The organism is Streptomyces sp. NPDC006372, assembly GCF_040612515.1.
In the GTDB taxonomy this organism is placed as follows: Bacteria; Actinomycetota; Actinomycetes; order Streptomycetales; family Streptomycetaceae; genus Streptomyces.
In genome coordinates, this window is the sequence record NZ_JBEXQJ010000015.1 from 82886 (window position 1) to 102445 (window position 19560).

A 19560-nucleotide genomic window follows, 5' to 3' on the forward strand; every position below is an offset into this window, starting at 1 on the left:
CGGCGGCGATCAGGTCGTGTTCCAGCTGGGCTTCACGATCGGCGACTTGCGCCATGAGGTCGTCGTGCTCGGCCTGGCACTGCTGGTATTCGGCCCGGTCGGCGTCGCTGAAATGAGCGGGGCGGTTCAGAGCATTCCTTGGGATGTGGGTGGATCAGGCTTCGGGGCAGGCGCGGTCAGCGGTGGCGACCGCCCGGCCTGGGTGGCGGAGGCGCCGGCGGGCCTTCCTGACGGGTGAGCGTCGCGAGGAAGCGCTGGAAGCCGTGGTGGTCGTCGAGTTCCTTGGCCGCGTCACGAAGGGATTCCGAGGTGCGCCGCAGGAAGGCGCGCGCTGAGGTGCTCGGTGAAGTGCGGGGCTGCGTGGCTCGACGTGGTCGCCGCCGTGCCGAGATGCTTCAGAACGGTGCTGCCGGCGCGGGTGGTGTGGTGTGGGCTCCGGGCGAAGTCAGCAGTGAGCCGGAGGACATCGCGGGAGAGGTCCTGTGCGTCGGTGGCGTGCTGGAGCAGCGCGGTGTAGGAAGGCGTGGCCGGTACGTGTCCGTTCTCGTCCAGCAGCTCTCACTGCTGGGCAGCGTTGAGTAGTTTGTCCTTCATCGCGTTGAGCGCGCCGATTAGCTGGAGCACCTCGTCGCTCGGTATCAAGGCGCGTTGGAATTCGGGCTTCACGGGCCTCTTGGTCCTCAGTGCATACGGGCGTCGGTGTCGAAGAGCGCCAGTTCGTGGCTGTGCAGGAGGTGCTGAACAATGAAGCTCCGACCTGCGACTTTCCACAGGCCACGCCCTCGGTTGAGGTGCGCGATGGCGTCCATCTCGACGGAGGTCAGGCCGAGCAGGGAGGCCGCGGCGTGGAGCTGGTCGGTCTCCTGGCGGTAGATGATCCGGGTGCTGCAGTCGGCGAGGAGTCCCTCGGCTAGGGCCCGGCCTTGTGATCCGGCGTCGCCGGCGGTGAGCAGGTCGGACAGCCGGTGGATCACCATGAGGTTGGCGATGCCGAAGCCGCGGCTGAGCTTCCACTGGGCCTGCATCCGCTGGAGCAGGCCGACGTGCCGCATCAGGCGCCATGCCTCGTCGTACACGATCCAGCGCCGGCCGCCGTTGGGATCGGAGAGGGCGGATTCCATCCAGGCGCTCGCGCAGGTCATTGCCAGGACGAGGGCGGTGTCGTCCCCGGAGCCGCCGAGGCGGGACAGGTCGATGGTGAGCATCGGCGCGTTCGGATCGAAGGCGACGGTGGAGGGGGCGTCGAACATGCCGGCCAGGTCGCCGTGGACCAGGCGCCGCATGGCGTGGGCCAGGTCTCGCGCTGTGTCGCCGAGTTGGCCCGACATCATCCCGGCGGCCTCGTCGAGCGCGCTTGGGTTGTTGAGGGTGGCGGCGACGTCGCCGAGGAGCGGGGTGCGGTGCGTGTCGGCGGCGCGGGTGACGACGGCGTCGAGGGCGACGTCCAGGGCGGTGTGCTCCATGGGCATCAGGTCCCGACCCAGGACGGTGCGGGCAAGGGAGCCGAGCAGGAGCAGGCGTCGTTTGCGGATCTCGCCGACCCAGTCGGCCTCGGACACGCTCTCCGGGCGCGGGGCCGCGTCCAAGGGGTTCAGGCGACCCGGCAGTCCGGGCCCGAGGGCGACGGACCGGCCGCCGAGGGCTTCTGCCACCGGAGTCCACTCGCCCTTCGGGTCGCACGGTACGTAGACGCGGTATCCGAAGGCGACCGATCGCAGCGCGAAGGACTTGGCGAGGGCGCTCTTGCCCTGGCCGATCACGCCGGCGAGCAAAAGGTTGGGGTTGGTGAATCCCTCGACTTTGCCGTACAGAGCGAACGGGTCGAAGACGAATGATGCTTCGGCGTGGACGTCGCGGCCGATGTAGATGCCCTCGGCGCCGAGTCCGCCTTCGGCGAGGAAGGGATAGGCGCCGGCCGCGACCGCTGTGGTCATGCGGTGGGCGGGCAGCTTCAGCCGGTTTCCGCGAGAGGAGGCGGGCCCGGGGCGTCCGTTCGGTGGGTAGAGCGGGGCGGGCATCTGGTGCTCGGCGGGCGTGCTTTCGCTCTGGTGGGCGCTGGCTTCGGCGCGGGCTTTGGCGGTGGCCTCGGCGAGCTGGCGGCGGGCGGCCTTGCGGCTGGCGCGGTCGGTGCCGTGGGGGGTGAACAGCGGGCTGGCGGAGGCGCGACGGGCGCGACGGGCGGGCCGGTGGCTCATCGGGGGCCCTCGATTCTGCGGGTGGTGCTCATCGCACGCAGGCCGTGGTGCGCGGGCGGAGGTCGGTGGGGGTGGTTTTGCGGCGGACTACGTGTCCGGCGGCGAGGTGGCGTTGGCAGATGGTCAGCAGGGGCGGACCCTCGGGAAGCCGCTCTGGATGACAGGAGCTCGTCCCGGCGTTGGCCTCGGTTGTGCCAGGTAGCAGGTGGAAGGCGGCGTGGACTTCGGTGGTGGCCTGCCAGAGCCTGGTGTGGGCGGTGGCCAGGTGACGTCCGGCGGCCGGGTGAGGGGGCCGGGTGTTGTCGGCGAGCCGGTCCAGAAGCTGGAGCAGAGCGGTGAGGTGGGCGTGCAGCACGTCAAGGTGCAGCCGGTCCACGGGCCTGGGTGGGTCCGCGTCCGACGGCGCTAGGGTCCGTGCGTGGTGGCGGATGCCGGCGCTCGCGGCGCGGAGGTAGGGGTGCGCGTCGTCGGGGCGCGTAGGAGAGGTCAAAGGTGGTGGTCCTTCCTGCCGGTAGGCAGGGTGGCGACGGGCGTCCCGTCGCGGGTGATCCGGAGTGCAGTGGGCCAGGGCGCGGACTGGCGAGGTTGGTTCACAATGCGGTGCGGGCGAGCGGGAGCGCGGAGAGGGCGAAGGCGTCGGGCTGCTGGTAGTTGAGCCGTCGGAGGTCGACGCCAGAGGTGACGGCGTGGGTCTCAATCTGTGCGCAGGCGGCGTCCAGGAGGGCGTCGGTCTCGGCGGTGACGGTGACCAGGCCGGTCAGTGCTACATCCGCGTGCCCGGCGATGAGCTGGCGTTCGCGGGTTTTGACGTCGGCGTACTCGACGGAGTCCTCTTCGGAATCGACCTGTCCGCGGCGTGCGCGCTCGTTGGCGTCGGCGACGATCGCGGCCTTCTTGCGCTGGACGTCCCGCAGTGCGGACTCGAGCCCCTGCGGCACGTATATAAGGGAGAGGCTGCGGCGCACGCCGGCCGTGAACATCAGCCCGTGCAGGAACCCGGCACCCATCTCGGTCCTCGGCCAGTTCTCCACCCAGTACGTCGCGTGCCGTGCGCTGTCGGTGGCGAGGCGGTCGTACTCCTCGAACTGGACGACGGGACCGGCGGCTGCGGGGTCGGCTTCGGCGCGGCCGGTCTCGGACCACTGCTGGAGCGCGGCGAGGGCCTTCGGGTCGTAGGCGGTGCGAATGACGGCGGCGATTTCCCGTGCGCTCAGCCAGCCGGTGACCTGGAGACCTGCGTTGCGGGCGGCCTGCGCGATGGACGCGGTGGTCTGCTCCATGACGGTGAACGCCCCGGGCAGCCCTCCGCCGGCCTGGTTGATCAGGCGCCGGGCGGCCTTGAGGTCGAGGGAGATGGCGAGGTAGGTCTCGTGCGGGGCGGCGGCAGGGCCCGCAGAGGAGACCAGCTCGGAGTAGATCTGTCCGGCGATGGGGGTCTGGGGCTGCCCGTTGTGGGTCCAGTGGCGGGTGAGGGTGTCGCCCGAGTCGGGGACGGTGCGTTCCAGCACCTGCACGGTGGCGATGTGCCCGGTGCGGGCGATGCCCGCGAGCGCGCGTCCCCAGCTGCTCACGTTGTGGTTCTGGGTGGCGGGGTCGAGGAGGGCGAAGGCGCGGCTGGTGACGCGGGCGATGGCGGTCAGGGTTTGCTGGTGCGGGTCGTGGACGGCTGCGGCGCCGTTGGCGGAGTCGCCGGGGGTGACCATCTTGAGGGATGCGGCGGTGCCGGGCAGATGGAGGACGCCGTCCTGCCGGGGCCGGTTGACGGGCCGAGCGAGCCAGAGGGTCTGGCCGGTGCGGCGACGGTGCGCATACCGGGTGACGATCGGCGCCCAGTCGATCAGGGAGCGGCCGTGCCGACGGATCGCGACGAGTGCCCCGGATGCCGCCCACAGCGGTGCCAGGGCGACGGCGCCGAGAAGCCCGGTGGAGATCACCGTCATCAGCAGCAGGGCCAGCATGCAGGAGACTAGTACGAGTTGGGGCAGGGAGAGGCCGAGGAGGATGCCGCGGCGGCTCCGGTGCGGGAACTTCACCGTGACCGGGGCGACGGAAAGATCAGTCAAGGGGCGGGTCCTGGAGGCGCGGGTGGAACCCGGGGGCGGGAGGGCGTGTGCACATCCCGCCCCCGGGAGTCGGTCAGGGAATCAGAGGCCGGTCGGAGGCGGCGGGGGCCCGCTCGCCCCGCTGGACGGGGTGTTCTGCGTGCCGGAGGACGGCGGTGCCCCCTGCGGCGGAGGGGTTGTGGTCGGCGGAGTGGACTGCCATCCGCCGCTCTGCCCAGACGCGGCACTCGCACCGGATCCGCCAGGCCCCGGGCTGCCGCCCACCTGGCCGCTTGTGTCGTCGGACACGCTCGTCGGCGCGGGCTGGACGGCCTTCTCCAAGCCGGACTTGACCGCGTCGCCGCCGGGCGAGGCACCCGTTCCGCCGCTCTGCGATCCCTCCTTGCCCTCGCCGCCTCCGCCGGTCGGGTTGGCGGCGATGTCGCCAGGGAAACCGCCTCCGGCAGCAGCCTCACTGCCCAGCGCTGCGGCGCCTGCTCCGGCGGCAGCGCCACCGGTTCCGGCGGTAGCCGCAGCGGCGGCGGTCTTACGGGCGGCCTTCTCGGCGTGAGCCTTGGCCATCTGGGCCCCAGCGCCACCGGCCCGGTGGATGGACTCGCCGTCGGTGCCGTCGGCTGCCCAGTGCACGAACTTGAAGACGGCGTACGGGCACAGCAACACCAGAATCATGATCACGATGCCGGACATAACGTCGGCCAGAGCGGCGATACCATCGCCGGCCTCGGTCTTGCCCATAGCGGCGATACCGAGCACGAAGATCACGGTCATCAGCAGCTTGGAGACGACGAGGGTGGCGGTGGCTTCGATCCAGCCCCTGCGCCAGCGGCGCGCGACCTCCCAGCCACCGCCGGCGGAGGCGAAGACGGCCAGGGTGACCATGACGAGGATGCCGACCTTGCGGACCATCATCACGCACCAGTAGAGGAACGCGCCGATGGCGGCGCCGAGACCGGCGACTGCCGCCACGAGCCAGCCCAGTGCGGACAGGCCCGGGATCTGGCCGACCTTCACGATGCGGCGCACAGCCGACTCGATGTTCAGGTTCGCTGTCTTGAACAGGCCGGCGGACAGGGCGTCGACCACTTCGACGGCGACCGTAGTCAGGGCGATGGCGCAGAAGGCGAACAGAACGCCCGACATGGTGCCGGTGAACGCTTGTGTCAGGGCTTGTCCGTCGCGCCTGACGGCGGCTCGGACCAGCTGCGCGCAGAACGTCGCGACCAGCAGAACCAGGCCCAGCGGCAGCAACATTTCGTAGTTGTCCCGGAACCACCCGGCGTTCAGGTCGACCTTGGTGGTGGTGTTGACTGCCTCGGCCGCCAGGTCGGCTGCGGCGGCTGCCAGTTCACCGGCGGACTTCGCCATCCAGTCGCCCATGGCCTTGGCGGGGTCCGAGGCGAAGTCGACCGCGTCACCGACGGCGCACAGCTTGTCTGCCAGGGGGAAATCACAGAAACCCACGGGGAGTTACTCCTCCATTCTTGTGTCAGGCGCGGGTCACTGCGTGACGCTCGGTGCGATGGCGGCCAGGGTGCAGTCGTGGTTCGGGCGGCACTGGACGGCGAGGGTCACGGCCCGTTCCTCGGCCCCTCCGCCGCCCTTCTTCCAGCTGAGCGTCTGTTTGCCGTTGACGGTGACGACGTAGATGTACGCCTCGGTGATCGCGGACGGGTCCTCGGCCAGGGCCGCCTTGAAGGCGGACGGGTAGTGGCCCTCGGTGACGCTGGCGGTGGCGTGCTGGTCCTGGTCGGCCATCCGCGACCACAGCACTGGATCGGGAACCTGGCCGGAGACCGAGGCCCAGTCGGCGTACTTGGTCTCCGTGGTCATCCAGGCGCGCATGCCGGCGAGCTGCTGGTCGCGGCTGGTGTCGCGGGTGTCGTACGACCACAACATCCGGGCCGCCGCCTTGGCGTAGGCGACAGGCTCGGCAATCTGCGGAGGCTTGGGCACCGAACCGGATCCGGAGGAAGGCTTCGGGGCGGCCTCGGAGGAGGACGGGCTGTCAGCAGGGGCAGGCCGGGCCTCGTCCGGGGCCTGGTGGCTGTTCCCACCGCCGGTCAGCAGGGCGACGATCCCGGCGATGGCGAGCAGGACGGCGACTACGCAGGTGACGATCGCGATGCGCCGGTTGGCCGACCAGCCCGAGCCGTACGAGGACAGCGAAAAGGAGGGGGATCGTTTCCGCATCAGTGGACCTGCGACCCCAGGCCGGAGAAGAAGGCCACGATTCCGTTCGCGGCGCCCAACCCGAGGGCAGCGCCGGCGGCCACGACCGCGCCCTTCTTACCGTTGGCTTCGGCCTGGTGACCACCGGTGTGGTGACCCCAGGCCCATACGCCGAGCGAGACGGCGAGGGCGCCGACGACGGCGATGATCCCGAACATGTTGATGCTGTTGACGACGTTCTTCAGCACACTCAGCCCGGGCAGTCCGCCGCCTTTGGGTGAGATTCCTGGGTCGTAGGCGAGCTGGATGACGCGGTCTGCGAGAGGGACGGACATAGGTGTGGCAGGGCTCCTTGCATACGCGGGCCAGGCGAGGGCCGGCGGGAAAGGGGAAAACGGAGGGGGCGCGCTCGGAGCGCGGAAGTGGCCGCGGCGGCGCCCCGCCCGGACCGGCGTCGGGCAGAGGCGGGGAGAGGCCACTCCTCGGGCCGGGGCGCGGCTTCGAAGCCGCTTTTTCGGCTCGGGGCCAGGGAGGGCTGCCGGGGCGTTCTACTTCGGGATCGACGGCTTCGGCGCCGGGTTCGACTCGTACGGGTTGGCGCAGTCGTAGATCATGTATCCGCGGATCTTCTTGCCGTCGGAATTCCGGGTCACCGTGCCGCGGGTGTACCAGGTCTTCTCTGCGTGCTTGTACGCGAACTGGTTATAGGTGACCTTGTCGTGCCGGTAGGCGATGCCCACGACGGTGGAATTCTTCGAAGGGTCCTTGCGGACCTTGACCGCCTTGCACGAGATCGTCGTGTGGCCGGTGTCGTACGCCTGGGCCGTGGAGGCGCTGGCTAGGCCGCTGGCCGCAACTGCGAGGCCGATCGAGCTGGCCGCGAGGGCGCGCCGGACGCGGGAGTGGATTGTCACGTGGATGCTCCGGGGTGTTGAGGGATAGGGAGTGGGCCGTCAGCTCGTCCTGCTGGGCGGCCGTCGGGCGAAGCGGTCAAGAGAGATGGGGAGTCGGCCACCGAGCCCAGCTATCGGGCAGACCGCCGGCGAGGTCCTGGTGACGGCGGCTCGCGGGCCTGCGGGCTGTCCGGGATCAGATGACGCGGCGGGCGGCGAGGATCGTCCAGTCCTTGATCGGGGTGATCCGGACCGGCTTGGTGGTGCGCGGCGCCTCGATCACGAGGCCCTTGCCCATGTACATGCCGACATGCTCGGGCCGTGCGGCGGTGCCCCGGCTGAAGATCAGGTCCCCGGGCTCAAGTTGGGAGGGCGAGACCGCATTGCCCTCGTTGACCTGCGTGTACGTGGTGCGGGTGAGCGTGACGCCGGCATGCGCGTACGCCTGCTGCATCAGGCTGGAGCAGTCGCAGCGGCCCATGGGGTCGGGGCCGTGCGAGTTCGTGCAGGAGCCGCCCCACTGGTAAAGGGTGCCGAGCTGCTGCATCGCCCACGTGATGGCCTTACGGGCCCTCGGATGGGCGTCCTTGGGGATCGAGTAGCCCTTCGGGACGCTCCCCTCGGGGATGGGGCCGAAGCCGGAACCGTCCTGGCCCGGCGCGCAGCCGCTCGTACTGGTCGACGGCTTCTTGTCCTGGTCTGTGTCCTTGCCGTCCGCGTCACCGCCGCCGGGGAAGGTCTTGGCGATGGCGGCCTGCAGCGCGGTGGCGAGCTCTTCCCACTGCGCGTACGCGTCTGGCAGGCCGGACTTCTGCACGGCTTGGGCGGCTTGGGTGACGGTCATCTGCTGCCACCCGCTCACTTTGAGCAAGTGCTTGTAGAACTGCTCGCTTGCGTAGGTGGGGTCGCGGATCTGCTCGGCGCTGCCCCAGCCCTGGGAAGGGCGCTGCTGGAAGAGGCCGAGGGAGTCGCGGTCGCCGTAGGCGAGGTTGCGCAGTCGGCTCTCCTGCATCGCCGTGGCGAGCGCGATGATCTGTCCCTTCTTGGGGACGTCGAGGGAGAGGCCGGCGGCCACGATCGTCTGGGCGTTGGGGACCTGCTCGGCGGGCAGGTCCAGGCCCTCGACGTGTACGTCCTTTCCGGAGGCGCCGTCGAGGATCTTGGTGACCTGTTCAGCGACCTTGTCGCTGTCGATGTCGCTCAGGCAGCTGCTGAAGGAGCCGCTGCTCTGCACGGCGTCGGCCGAGGAGGCCAGCATCATGCCGGTGCCAGCGATCAGGATCGGGGACAGGAAGACGACGACGATGCCGGCGGCGAGCCCCTTCAATCCGAGCGGACCGCTCGCCGGTCAGCGGTTTCGGGCATGGGTGGGTAGCGAGACATCATGAGCGTGTCCTTGGGGGTGCGGTGGCCGGCGTACCGCGTGCGCGAGGCGTCTCGGAAGGGCGCGGCAGCCGGGGTGGGCGATCGGGACGGGCCGGTGCGGGGCGAGTTGCCGCTCGCTCCGCGTGGCCGGGCCGTGAGCTAGGTGTGCCGGGGCAAGGGGTACCTCCGTGAGGTGTGGCAGGGGAGTGGCCAGCGGCGGTGTGCGCCGGCGGTTCAAAAACAGTAGGCGCGGATCGGCGGTTGACCAAAAAGTCGGCGTGAGGTGCCGGAAACCGATACCTCGACAGGGCACTTCTTGGTCGTCGGCGGTTTCGCCTCTACAGTTTTTGGACTCCCCCTCGCCCTCCTCGGTCTGCCGCCCTGGGCTTCTGCATGCCCACTTCCGGCCCGCGAGGACTCCTGCGCGAGGCGACTATTTCCCTCCGCCTTTCCGCACCCGAATCGGGGTTCCCCTTTGCCTTTTTCCCTTCACCAGGGCGACGCTCTGGCCGTTCTCTCCGGCCTTCCGGACGGCTGCGTCGACTCCGTCATCACCGACCCGCCGTACAACAGCGGAGGGCGGACCGCGAAGGAGCGCACCACGCGCTCCGCGAAGCAGAAGTACACCTCCGCCGACGCCAAGAACGACCTGGCCGACTTCACCGGCGAGAACATGGACCAGAGGTCCTACTCGTTCTGGCTGACGCAGATCATGACCGAGGCTCACCGCCTCACCAAGACCGGCGGGACGGCCCTGCTGTTCACCGACTGGCGACAGCTCCCGACGACGACGGACGCGATCCAGGCGGCCGGATGGCTGTGGCGCGGTGTCCTGGCCTGGCACAAGCCGCAGGCCAGGCCCCAGAAGGGCCGGTTCACCCAGAACTGCGAGTTCATCGTCTGGGCCAGCAAGGGGCCGATCGACGGCTCCCGCAACCCCGTCTATCTGCCTGGCATGTACTCGGCTTCGCAGCCCTCTGGCGCGAAGCGCCAGCACATCACGCAGAAGCCGGTCGAGGTGATGCGCGAGCTGGTCAAGATCAGCCCCGAGGGCGGCACGGTCCTCGACTTCTGCGCCGGCTCCGGCTCCACGGGCGTGGCCGCCCTGCTGGAAGGCCGGGACTTCATCGGCGTGGAGAAGACCGAGCACTACGCGTCGATCGCGGCCGACCGACTCACCGAGACGATCCGCGCAACCCTCACGCAGGACGACGTGGTTCTCACCGCCTGAGCCGCGTCCTTGCCCGTCGCCAAGGCGACCAGCTCCCAGGCGTAGCCGTCGGCGGAATACCGCCGGAGGAACGTGCGATCCGCCGACGGCGCCGCGCGAGTGCGCCCCCGCACTTCCCTCATTCCGCGTCTCGTAGGAGGCCGAACTTCTCAATGCCCGAATCCGCAAAACGTGCCGACGATGGAGAGATGGAGCCGATTCGTATTCCGGATCCGCAGCTGGAGGGAATCGAGGCGAGCGTGCGGCGGCTCATGGAGCAGTCGGCGCATCAGGCTCAGCAGCTCGACCACCTCGGGTCCGCCCCGTCGCCGAGTGGATCATCGTTCGCCGCGTTCGACATGCCGGGACTCGGCGGCCCGCCGGCCTCCGCTCCACCGGAGCCCCGCCCGATCCTGGAACTGGACGGAGAGGAACGCGAGGACGAATTCGACGCCCTGTCCGACTGGGTCGACGACTTCTTCCTCCCGGTCTACGGGGCGGAGGTCACCACCGCGGCGCCCTGGTGCCTGCAGTGGCAGGAGCACGACGACGTCGTGGCCTGGCTCCATGCCTTGTGGCTCGCCTACCAGCAGCACAAGGACCCCGAAGCCGGGCTCTCCGGCCTGTTCGTGTGGCACCGAGACTTCCTCACCCACGCCGTCGCGGCGATCCGCACACCGGGCGGCCCGCTGTCGGCCTGCATGACCTCTCCCGACCGGCCCGCACACCGTCTCCTGCCCGGTCCGCCGCCGTCCGTACGGACGGAGACGGCGGCCACGGCGGAAGCCGCTGACCAGAACGAGCCGGCGTCATGACCGCGGGACAGGGACAGCCCGCCTTCGGACTGAGCTTCGATCCGCGCGCGCTGACCGATCTCCTCCAGGCCCCCAGCGACATACGCGACCTCACCCTTGCCTACCTGCAGGAAGTCGTGAACGCGCAGCGCTTCGGGCTGCGCCTCGACGGTGACCTGGAGGGCTGTCGAAAGCTGTTCGTGGACTCCCGCAAGGACTGGCGCGTCGTCTACGCCGTCCGGCCGGCGCCCGCGGAGTCCGCCCACCACAAGGAGATCCACGTCGTCGCGATCCGGCCGCGCGCGGGCAACGACGTCTACGACGAGGTCGGCCGCCGTTTGGGCATGACTCGCCGGCCGCTGAGCGCCCGCACCCACGCGGCACGCTCCCGTTCCCCGCAACTGGCCGCCCGCGCGCCCGTGCCCCGGCCCGGTCCGCCGCCCACTGCGCCACCGGGTCTGCCCCGTCCCGCACCGAACCCCGCGCACCATCCCACCCGCTGAACGCACGGAGCGTCGCCTATGCCCCCTGAACCCGCGCCGGCACCCTCCCGGCGTGCGGTCTCCCCGCTCGACCATCGCCTCGAAGCCGCCACCGGGCACGACATCGACACCCTGTGGGCCTACCGCGACCGCGGCGTCCTCGACGAGCACGCCCAACTGGTGGACCGGCACCGGAAGCTGGCCAAGACCCAGACTGGCGTCATCTTCCACCTGCGCCGAAGCCGCAGCAGCGTCCGTCGCGCCCGACGCGCAGCAGCTCTCGACTGACGACCAGGCGGCGCTGCTCGCCATCGCCGGCGGCGCCAAGCTCTACGAACACCTGCTGACCGGCCGGATGTCCGTCACAGCCGCCTCCGGCACCCGCATCCCCCACACCAAGCTACGGCGGCTGGAGGACGCCGGCCTGGTCGCCCAGGACACTGGCCACCCCGTACACGCCGGCCAGCCGGTCGCGCTCACCGACGCCGGAAGAGCCGCGCTTTTCGCCGCCCGCCGGGCCCTCACGACACAGACGCCGAAGGTCCCAGCTTGCCCCGGCACATCGCCGTCCACTCCGGCGCAGCGGCGCTGAACTCCACCGAAAGGCCCCTTGTTGTCTCCCACCGAACCGGCGCCGGTCCGGAAGTCCATCCCCCAAGTCGACTTCGATCTGGACGACCTCGACGCCGACGAGGAGAGGTACCTCGACTTCTACCGCAAGGTCGGCGTCCACGAGGACATGCTCGTCCCCCTCGCCGAACATCACGACGGTCCGCACAGCTACTACGTCCTGTTCGACCGCACCGCGACCTGGGAACACCCCGGCATGCCCCAGGTGCTCGCCGTGCATCTGCAACGGGACCACGAGAAGCGAACGTTCAGCTTCGAGAAGGCCCCGCTGCCGCTGCCCGCGATGGCGCAGTCCTGGCTCATCCACCGCGGCTGCCCGCACGATGCCATCGGCCTCGACCCCGAGCTGGGCCCGCCGCCGGCTGACGAGGCCACGCGAGCACTGGAGCGACGCCTCGCCGGCGACGGCGACCACTACGCCATGGGCTACTCCTACACCAGCGACGACCCGGACGACATGGTCGTCGTCGTGGCCCTGCGCGTCCTGGACGAACGCGCCCCGTCGCCGTTCCGCGTTGTGGTCGAAGAGGTCGACACCGACACCTGGACGCACACCCTGCGCGAGGGCGGCTTCGATACGGTCGACGAGGCCCTGCATTGGTGCGACGACCGCTTCACCGGAGAGGCCGGCCCTCTCCCGCCGGTCCGCCCTGCAGCCGCTGCCAGCCGCCCGGCCGGTGTGGCGAAGGCCCCTGCCCCGCGCCCGCCAGGCCGTTCGCGCTGAGCGCTCAGCCCGACGCGGGCGGCGCAACATAGTCGACGATCGCCGGTTAGCCAAACCGGCGATTCTCCGGACTCTTATACAGCCGCCGGGACAATCCCCGCGGCGCCCTTCCACACATTCCCCACGCCTTCACGGAGGCTTCTTCCGCATGCGCTCCACCCGAATTGCCATATCCGCGGCGATGCTCGGCGCACTCGCGCTGCCGGTGCTGTCCGCCACCACCGCCAGCGCCGCGACCGTACCCACCGCAGCAACCGCCGCCCCCGCCGTCAGCTGCCACAACCTGCCGCCGCTCCCGTACACGGTGCACGCCAAGGCCGTGACCATCCGGTCCAAGGCCAGCTCGAAGTCCACGGCGCTCGGCGTGCTCTACAAGAGCCACAAGTTCACCGTTCACAAGAAGAGCGGCAACTGGGTCTACATCACGGACAAGACGACCGGCGTCAAGGGCTGGGTCCCTGGTACGTACGTCTACCGCGACGTCCGCTTGTGCCTGGACTAAACGCACTTCAGCACGTCCCGGCAAGCGGCTCATCGCCGAGCACGGGACCCCTCATATTCCCCACGCATCGGCCTATCCAGAACAGGAGGTCACCATTGTCCGACGGCATGTCCGAGGATTCTGCGGATGCCGTGAGCGTGCTCACCGAACGGATCGAAGCGCGCTTCGGCATGGGCATGGACCAGTTGAAGGCCGCGGTCGCCGCCGCGCCGACCGCGAATCCCGACGCCACCGACGTCGTCAAGTGGCACAACCTTCTCGTCGAGGCTCAGTCGGTGCTGGAGCGCGCGGAGAACGACCTCCTCGCCGCGCTGCAAACCCAGCCCAGCGAGGTCGACGACCCGACGATGGGTCTCGCCCACAGGGTGAACGCGGCCGTCACTGCCCGCGACGGCCGGGCCATGGTGGTGCGATGGCTCCTCGACCCGAACGCCCCGGGGAAGAAGGACCTCGCCGCAGAGCGCCTCGCCCGCCTTCGGCCCCGCACCGGGCCTGCGGTGCAGACCAGCGCCCCCAACCGGCCCGCGGGTTCAACCGCACCGGCGACGGCGTGGCGGTCGGCAAGGGCCGCCCGATGAGCCGGGACAAGGCCACCACCATGGACGCCGACCTGCAGAAGGTCTTCGGTAAGCCGGTCCTCGAGCTGTACGAGGCGGCTGCCGACCACGATGCCTCGCCCGCGCTCGCCCGGGCCCTGGGACTGCGGTCCTTCCTGGCGCTCACCGAGGAGCAGGTCGCCCGCGTCCGCGACCGCGTCCACGCCGACATGGATCCGGACCGCAACCTGGGCGAACTGTCGGCGGACAAGCTCCGCTTCGACGCGCAGTGGCTGGACGCGGCACTGGAGGCCCGCGACGCCTACCGCGCCGCCCTCGGCGAGCTGCTGCGCACCATGCCCCCGCCCGCACAGCAGGCCCGGCCCGTACGAACGGCTCAGCTCAGGGCCACCGCAACCCTGCCCCCGTCTGCCACCCCGGCACCCCAGCGTGCCGGGGCGGCCCGGGCCCGCCGACCGTGAAAGCCCCCGATTGCCCCACCCCACGTCCACCGACATAGCTGGACGGATCGAGGACCTGTACGGCGCACCGCTCGCCGACCTCGAAGCCCACGCCCAGGACCAGCCGCGCGGCATGCTCTGCGCCCTGCTCGGCATGCACGACGACCTTGCCCTCGCCGAGCGCAGCATCGACTTCCACCGCGACCACCTCGCCCGGCTCATCCACCCCGAACGGCAGATCGGCCCGCACGAGGTCTCCCACCTCCTCGACGGGACCCGCCGGCTCGTCGAAGCCGTCGCCGTCCGCGAGGTCCAGGCCAAATCGGTCGCCGCCGTCCTGCAGAGCCTGGCCCGCGTCCCGGCTCCGACGCCTGTCCCGCCAGCTCCCTCGCAGCCTGCTCCGGTTCCGCCTCTTGCGGCGCCAAGTCCGGCGCACGGCCGCTGACCCGCAGGCGATCCCCCCTTTCATTCACCAGGAGTTCCTCCCTTGGCCGTCACCGCTCTGCCCCCTGACACCGACGCCGACATCGCCCGGGTCACCGAAGCCCTCGCCATGATCACCCCGCGCTGGAGCGTGAGGATCCTCTTGGCCCTCTCCGGCCCGCCGCTGCGCTACAGAGAGCTGGCGGCCAAGGTGTCCTGGCTGCAGAACGGCCAGCTCCACCCCAAACTCAAGGCGCTGTGCGACGCCGGACTCGTCGAACGCACCGAACACACCGCACGGCACGTGACCTACGGCCACACCGAACGTGGCGTTGCCCTGCTGCCGGTCCTGCCGATGATTGTTACCTGGGCCGAGGAACACCTGGAGAAGGCGGACCGCCCGCTGGCCGCGATCGAGCAGATCGAGGACAGCCTCACCCTGCTCACCCGGCGCCATGCCGCCGCCATCCTGTGGGCGCTGAAGTCCCGTGAGGAAGTCAGCGGCCGGGCTCTGGCCCGAATCGTGATGCCCAGCAGCGACTGGACCAATATCTATCCGCCTCTGCGGCAGCTCGTCTTCGACGGCCTGGTTGACACCGACGGCATGGGCCGGCCCTACCGGCTGTCCGCGGCCGGCGATGGCCTGGGCCCCGTGCTCAGCACCCTGTCCGCGTGGGCCGCCGGGCAGCCCCTCGACCAGGCGGCCCACCACCCGGTCTGGGGGCACCCGCAGGCGAAGCCCGCGCCGAGGCCGTGGATCAGCAGCCCGTCCCGGCCGGCCCCCACGGCGCTCCCACCCGCTCGGACACCCCAGTTCCCTCCGGCCTGGCACAACGGGGATCTCTTCTCGCACGCTGCGACCGCCCGCCCGAAGGCAGCCCTCCCGGCGGGAGGCCCGCGCCGATGAGCACCCCCTTTACCTCTGCCGAAGCGCAGCGCGCTGTCGAACTGCTCGCCTCGCGGCCCTTGGTCCGCCTGGTCACCGAGATCGACGACAACGGCGCCATACCGCCGCGACGGCTGGCCGGCACCCTGCCCGACCTCTCCACGCACCAACTGCGCACCGCATCCGACACGGCCCGCGCCCACGGTCTCATCCGGATCGCGCCCGGCACCGGTCTGGAACTGACCGAGGCTGGGATGGAGTTGGCCGGCCTGTACGACGCGATGGCCCGCTGGTCCCGGCGTCACGCCGTCCCGGCCCCCCTCTGCGAGTTCAGCAGCCGCATTCGGCACGTCCTTGCCCTGTTGGCACCATCGCTCATCACCGAGCACGCCGACGGAGCGGAGGCGGGCCTGGCCTGCCTCCGCACGCTCCTGATCCAGTGGCTGGCCGACAACCTTCAGATGGCCAGGGTGTCCGAACCTGAGCCGGTCGCGTGAGCGAAGCGGTCACACCCCGGCACGCACGCCCCACCGGCGGGCTGATGCGCAGCATCTACCTGCCGCGCACGACGGACGCGTTGGCGTTCGCGATGTCCACCTACGGCATCCCACTGCTCGTCCTGGCCACGACGCGCTCCGCCGCGCTGACGGGCGCAGCCTTCGCCCTGGAGTGGATCCCGAGGCTGGCTGCGTTCGGGTGGGCCGGATCGGTCGTCGACCGGCGCGGTGCTGCGGTGGTCTTCCACCTGGCCTCCCTGGGCCGGGCGCTGGCCCTCGCCGCCGGCGCGGTCCTGCTCCACCTCCACCCATCCGGCACCGTGGCGAGCGCGACCGTGATGGTGCTGGCGGCGACGACCGGCGTGCTCACCGAGTTCAGCTATATCGCGGCCGAGACCGCAGGCGCTGCCGCCGGCCGCCGAGCAGGACGGCGGGCCCACCGTGTCCAGGCCGTCCTGCTCGGCATCGACCAGACGGCGACCCTGGCCGGTCCGGCGCTCGCCGGGGTGCTCCTGCTTGCCGGTCCGCCGTTGATGCTCGCGGTGATCACCGTGCTCTCGTTGTTTGCCGCGCTGCTTGCCCTGCGCACTCCGCACTCGCCCGTAGCACCGGCCCGTGCGCCGAAGGGGAGGTCCGGGGCCGGACTGCTCACCGGGTGGCGCACCATCCGCTCGCTTCCCGCGCTCGGCTGGCTCGTGACCGGGCTGACCCTGTCCAACCTGGCCACCGGCCTTCTTCAAGCGGCCGGTCCCGTGATCGTCGTCAAGCACTTCGGGCAGTCCACCACTGCAGTCGGCCTCGTCTGGTCCGCCGCTGCCGCAGCGACGCTCCTCAGCGTCACGCTCTGCCGGTTCGCGCTCGACCGCCTTGGCCTGTGGCCGGTCGGCGCCGCCTGCGCCGCCCTCGCCTCGCTCGGCTGTCTCGCCGCTGCCCAGCTCCCGACTACCGGTCCTACCTGGTCCTGGTCGCGGTCCTCATGGCGGGCGAAGGCGGCATGACGGTCGTCCTGCGCACCCTGCGCTCCCGCCTGATCCCTCCGGAGAAGTTCGGCAGCACCCTGTCGGCGACCATCCTCATCCTCCTGCTGCCCTTCCCCCTCGCCGGCGTGCTCACCGCGCTCACTCCGCCCGACGCGCTGGGCCACGTCATCACCGTCTGTGCCGCGCTGCAGGCCCTCGGTCTGTTCTGCACCTTCGCCCGCCTGCGAACCGATCCCGCCCTGCGCACCTGACCCTGCTGCGCCCCCAGCCTGTGGAGAACTCCATGTCCATTGCCGCCCTTGGATCGCACCGCGCGACTGGTCGCACCATCACCGAGCAGTTCCACGCCTTCGACGCCCACAACCCGCACGTCTACCGGGCCCTGGAACGCATGGCCGCTCGCCGCCTGGCCGCCGGCGCAACCCGGGTCAGCTTGAAGGACCTGTTCGAAGACCTGCGCCGCCAGCTCCCTCATGGGGTCGCCGGGCTGAACAACAACTACACCGCCCTCTACGCCCGCCGCCTGATCAGCGAACACCCTCACTGGGCTGCGGCGTTCGAGCTGCGCCGCCGCCGTCCCGCCTGAGACACCCCTCTCTTCCCACGTCCCGCCGCCCACCGATACGGAGAACCCCTTCTTGTCCGCTCGTCCTCTCGTGCTCGTCGTTTCTCCCGGCGACGAGACCTACCGCGGCTACTGCCTGGAGCAGGTGGCCGCCGCGTACGACGTCGTCCTGCTCACCGGCACCGAGCCGTCGTGGGAGAAGCCGTTCATCGTCGACCACACCGTGGTCGATCTGAGCGACCCCGCAGCGCTGCTCGCCGGCGGCCGCGCGCTGGCCGAGCAGCATGACCTTGTCGGCGTGGTCACCTGGGACGAGTGGCACCTCGTCCCCACCGCCCGTCTCGCCCGTGCGCTCGGTCTGTCCTCGACGTCCGTCGAGGTGATGCGGGCCTGTCGCAACAAGGCCACCGCCCGGGCTCTGTTCGCCCGCCATGGCGTGCCCTCGGCCGCCTCGATAAGGGCGCGGACTCTACTGGAGGCCAGCCTGGCAACGATGACCCTCGGCCTGCCGGCGGTCATCAAGCCCGCAGCCTTCGCGGGCAGCATCGGCGTGATCCGCGTCGATCGGCCCGAAGAACTGCCCGCCGCGTTCGCGTTCGCCTCGGCCGGTGCGAGCCGCAGTCACGAGGACACCGGCGTCCTGGTCGAGGAGTACCTCGACGGGCCGGAATTCTCGGTCGAATGCGTCACCCACCGCGGAGCGACCACGGCGGTCGCCGTGACCCGCAAGCACCTGGGCCCCGCGCCGTACTTCGACGAGGCCGGGCACACCGTCGATGCCGCCGACCCGCTTCTGGCCCGGGTCGCCCCGGCCGCCGCTGCTGCGGTCAAGGCCCTGGGGATCACCGACGGTGTGCAGCACGTCGAGCTGCGCCTGGTGGACGGTCGGCCGCGGTTGATCGAGGTCAATGCCAGGATCGGCGGCGACATGATCGGCCACCTTGTCCGTCTGGCCACCGGCATCGACCTGCCCCGGGCCACCGCCGACCTCGCCTGCGGCCGAGCGCCGGACCTCACCCCGACCCGCAGCGGGGCCGCGGGCATCCGCATGCTCTACCCGGATACCTCCGGCACCCTGACCGCCCGGCACATCAACCAGCCCTTCGCCGCCCACACCCCCTGGCTGCGCCAAGTGCAGTGGATCCGCGAGATCGGCGACGAGCTTGTCCTGTCGCCCGACGGCGACCTGTTCACCGCTCGGGCCGGGTTCTACATCGTCACCGGCCGCACCACCGCCGAGGTCACCGAACGCCTCGACACCGCCGCCGACGAGATCACCGTTACCACGAGGGCAGACCGATGAACCCACAGCCCGATTCGCACCACGAGATCGACGGCGACGTCTACGTCTCCCCGCGCCACCTCGCCTCCACCACCGGAACCGGCGACCCCGCCCTCGCCCCGTTGCTCGACCTCGGCTGGGACCTGCGGTACGACGAGGACTCCAACGTGTACGTGAGCGCTCCCGACCGGCGCGTGCGCCTGGGCTACCTGCCCGAAGGCGAGGACGACGGGCTCTGGCGCATCAACGCCTACAAGGACTCCTTCGGACCGCCGGCGTGGGGCGTCTGCTTCAACGACCGCGTCCCCACCGAGTTTGTCCAGGCGTTCACCACCATCCTGGCCACGGCGTACGAGCAGGGGCCGGATGCATACCTTGCCCGGCCGGTCTCCGGCATCGACGAGCACGATCCCTCCCTCGCGGTCGTGCCGCTTCTGAAGCAGGGCTGGGAGATCGACCGTCCGCGCTGGGGCGTCTTCGCGGTCCAGGCCCCGGACGGGCTCGCTGGCATGGAGTTCACCACCGGCGACCTCGATCCGGAAACCGAACTGACCACGCGCGCCGCGCGCTGGCAGCTGTGGGCGGGCAAGTCCATCGACCGGCCCGTCTGGTACGCCACGGCCAGCACCGACACCCCGGTCGCCCTGCTCACCGCCGTCACCGAGTGCCTCGCCGATCCGGCTCCCCTGCCCCGGTGGCGCGAGGTGACCTCCAGCTACATCAAGGGGATGGCCCAGCTCACCCCGATTCTCCCGCCGGACCCGCCGGCTCCTACTCCACTCGACGTGCAGCGGGCCAACTCCTCCCGCCGTCCGGCTGCGCTGCCCGTGGCCAGCGTCCCGCGCTGGAGCACCACCAGCCGCCCGGCCCTGCCCGGCCGCCGGTAGCACGCTCCTAACCCGA

General features: G+C 70.6%; 24 protein-coding genes and 1 pseudogene. 17 read left to right on the top strand and 8 right to left on the bottom strand.

Annotated elements, in window-relative coordinates:
* The first annotated feature begins 16 nt into the window (after positions 1 to 16).
* Complete coding sequence (locus ABZ016_RS22445) at positions 17 to 238, top strand: hypothetical protein (RefSeq protein WP_266425718.1); 222 nt, start codon at positions 17 to 19, stop codon at positions 236 to 238.
* A gap of 442 nt (positions 239 to 680) precedes the next feature.
* Here the strand turns inward: ABZ016_RS22445 and ABZ016_RS22450 are convergent, their stop codons facing one another.
* The 8 genes from ABZ016_RS22450 to ABZ016_RS22485 form a co-directional block, all read right to left on the bottom strand.
* Positions 681 to 2195, bottom strand: a complete 1515-nt coding sequence (locus ABZ016_RS22450) for an ATP-binding protein (RefSeq protein ID WP_356918418.1) — start codon at positions 2193 to 2195, stop codon at positions 681 to 683.
* A gap of 28 nt (positions 2196 to 2223) precedes the next feature.
* Positions 2224 to 2685, bottom strand: coding sequence for a DUF6238 family protein (locus tag ABZ016_RS22455; protein WP_356918419.1), 462 nt, complete (start codon positions 2683 to 2685; stop codon positions 2224 to 2226).
* 100 nt (positions 2686 to 2785) lie between these two features.
* Positions 2786 to 4258 carry an SCO6880 family protein gene (locus tag ABZ016_RS22460; RefSeq protein ID WP_356918420.1) on the bottom strand — a complete coding sequence of 491 codons (1473 nt, stop codon included), beginning with the start codon at positions 4256 to 4258 and terminating at the stop codon, positions 2786 to 2788.
* Between the two features lie 81 nt (positions 4259 to 4339).
* The gene (locus tag ABZ016_RS22465) at positions 4340 to 5719 is read right to left on the bottom strand and encodes an ATP-binding protein (RefSeq protein WP_356041039.1); all 1380 of its coding nucleotides are present in this window, start codon (positions 5717 to 5719) and stop codon (positions 4340 to 4342) included.
* A gap of 36 nt (positions 5720 to 5755) precedes the next feature.
* Positions 5756 to 6448, bottom strand: a complete 693-nt coding sequence (locus tag ABZ016_RS22470; RefSeq protein WP_356918421.1) for a hypothetical protein — start codon at positions 6446 to 6448, stop codon at positions 5756 to 5758.
* Positions 6448 to 6762 carry a DUF6112 family protein gene (locus ABZ016_RS22475; RefSeq protein ID WP_011031268.1) on the bottom strand — a complete coding sequence of 105 codons (315 nt, stop codon included), beginning with the start codon at positions 6760 to 6762 and terminating at the stop codon, positions 6448 to 6450. Before ABZ016_RS22475 ends, ABZ016_RS22470 begins: the two co-directional genes overlap by 1 nt.
* Before the next feature lie 213 nt (positions 6763 to 6975).
* Complete coding sequence (locus tag ABZ016_RS22480) at positions 6976 to 7341, bottom strand: hypothetical protein (RefSeq protein WP_356918422.1); 366 nt, start codon at positions 7339 to 7341, stop codon at positions 6976 to 6978.
* Positions 7342 to 7516: 175 nt separating this feature from the next.
* Positions 7517 to 8647, bottom strand: a complete 1131-nt coding sequence (locus ABZ016_RS22485; RefSeq protein WP_356918423.1) for a C40 family peptidase — start codon at positions 8645 to 8647, stop codon at positions 7517 to 7519.
* Positions 8648 to 9160: 513 nt separating this feature from the next.
* Here ABZ016_RS22485 and ABZ016_RS22490 point away from each other — a divergent pair.
* The 16 genes and pseudogenes from ABZ016_RS22490 to ABZ016_RS22565 all read left to right on the top strand — a co-directional run bounded on the left by ABZ016_RS22490 (position 9161) and on the right by ABZ016_RS22565 (position 19544).
* Positions 9161 to 9916 carry a site-specific DNA-methyltransferase gene (locus ABZ016_RS22490; RefSeq protein ID WP_112438327.1) on the top strand — a complete coding sequence of 252 codons (756 nt, stop codon included), beginning with the start codon at positions 9161 to 9163 and terminating at the stop codon, positions 9914 to 9916.
* Between the two features lie 251 nt (positions 9917 to 10167).
* Positions 10168 to 10710: a DUF4913 domain-containing protein gene (locus ABZ016_RS22495; protein WP_356918501.1), complete on the top strand. Its 543-nt coding sequence runs from the start codon at positions 10168 to 10170 to the stop codon at positions 10708 to 10710.
* Positions 10707 to 11192, top strand: a complete 486-nt coding sequence (locus ABZ016_RS22500; protein WP_020271124.1) for a hypothetical protein — start codon at positions 10707 to 10709, stop codon at positions 11190 to 11192. The genes ABZ016_RS22495 and ABZ016_RS22500 overlap by 4 nt, the downstream gene beginning before the upstream one ends.
* 18 nt (positions 11193 to 11210) lie before the next feature.
* A complete protein-coding gene (locus ABZ016_RS22505) occupies positions 11211 to 11459 on the top strand; it encodes a hypothetical protein (protein WP_356918425.1) in 249 nt (82 codons plus the stop codon).
* Between the two features lie 67 nt (positions 11460 to 11526).
* Positions 11527 to 11763, top strand: coding sequence for a hypothetical protein (locus ABZ016_RS22510; protein ID WP_356918426.1), 237 nt, complete (start codon positions 11527 to 11529; stop codon positions 11761 to 11763).
* A gap of 18 nt (positions 11764 to 11781) precedes the next feature.
* Positions 11782 to 12525: a hypothetical protein gene (locus ABZ016_RS22515; RefSeq protein ID WP_356918427.1), complete on the top strand. Its 744-nt coding sequence runs from the start codon at positions 11782 to 11784 to the stop codon at positions 12523 to 12525.
* Positions 12526 to 12673: 148 nt separating this feature from the next.
* Positions 12674 to 13027, top strand: coding sequence for an SH3 domain-containing protein (locus tag ABZ016_RS22520; protein ID WP_356918428.1), 354 nt, complete (start codon positions 12674 to 12676; stop codon positions 13025 to 13027).
* A gap of 95 nt (positions 13028 to 13122) precedes the next feature.
* Complete coding sequence (locus ABZ016_RS22525; RefSeq protein WP_356918429.1) at positions 13123 to 13605, top strand: hypothetical protein; 483 nt, start codon at positions 13123 to 13125, stop codon at positions 13603 to 13605.
* Positions 13602 to 14045 (top strand): hypothetical protein, encoded by a 444-nt coding sequence (locus ABZ016_RS22530; protein ID WP_356918430.1) that lies wholly within the window; start codon positions 13602 to 13604, stop codon positions 14043 to 14045. Before ABZ016_RS22525 ends, ABZ016_RS22530 begins: the two co-directional genes overlap by 4 nt.
* A 10-nt stretch (positions 14046 to 14055) precedes the next feature.
* A complete protein-coding gene (locus ABZ016_RS22535; protein WP_356918431.1) occupies positions 14056 to 14469 on the top strand; it encodes a hypothetical protein in 414 nt (137 codons plus the stop codon).
* 42 nt (positions 14470 to 14511) lie between these two features.
* Entirely contained in the window at positions 14512 to 15354 is an 843-nt protein-coding gene (locus ABZ016_RS22540) for a helix-turn-helix domain-containing protein (RefSeq protein WP_356918432.1), read from the top strand.
* Positions 15351 to 15830, top strand: a complete 480-nt coding sequence (locus ABZ016_RS22545) for a regulator (RefSeq protein ID WP_356918433.1) — start codon at positions 15351 to 15353, stop codon at positions 15828 to 15830. Before ABZ016_RS22540 ends, ABZ016_RS22545 begins: the two co-directional genes overlap by 4 nt.
* A pseudogene (locus ABZ016_RS22550) lies at positions 15827 to 17061 on the top strand (MFS transporter). Before ABZ016_RS22545 ends, ABZ016_RS22550 begins: the two are co-directional and overlap by 4 nt.
* A gap of 32 nt (positions 17062 to 17093) precedes the next feature.
* The gene (locus tag ABZ016_RS22555) at positions 17094 to 17396 is read left to right on the top strand and encodes a hypothetical protein (RefSeq protein WP_356918434.1); all 303 of its coding nucleotides are present in this window, start codon (positions 17094 to 17096) and stop codon (positions 17394 to 17396) included.
* Between the two features lie 52 nt (positions 17397 to 17448).
* Positions 17449 to 18678: an ATP-grasp domain-containing protein gene (locus ABZ016_RS22560; RefSeq protein WP_356918435.1), complete on the top strand. Its 1230-nt coding sequence runs from the start codon at positions 17449 to 17451 to the stop codon at positions 18676 to 18678.
* A complete protein-coding gene (locus tag ABZ016_RS22565) occupies positions 18675 to 19544 on the top strand; it encodes a DUF317 domain-containing protein (protein WP_356918436.1) in 870 nt (289 codons plus the stop codon). Before ABZ016_RS22560 ends, ABZ016_RS22565 begins: the two co-directional genes overlap by 4 nt.
* Positions 19545 to 19560: the final 16 nt, after the last annotated feature.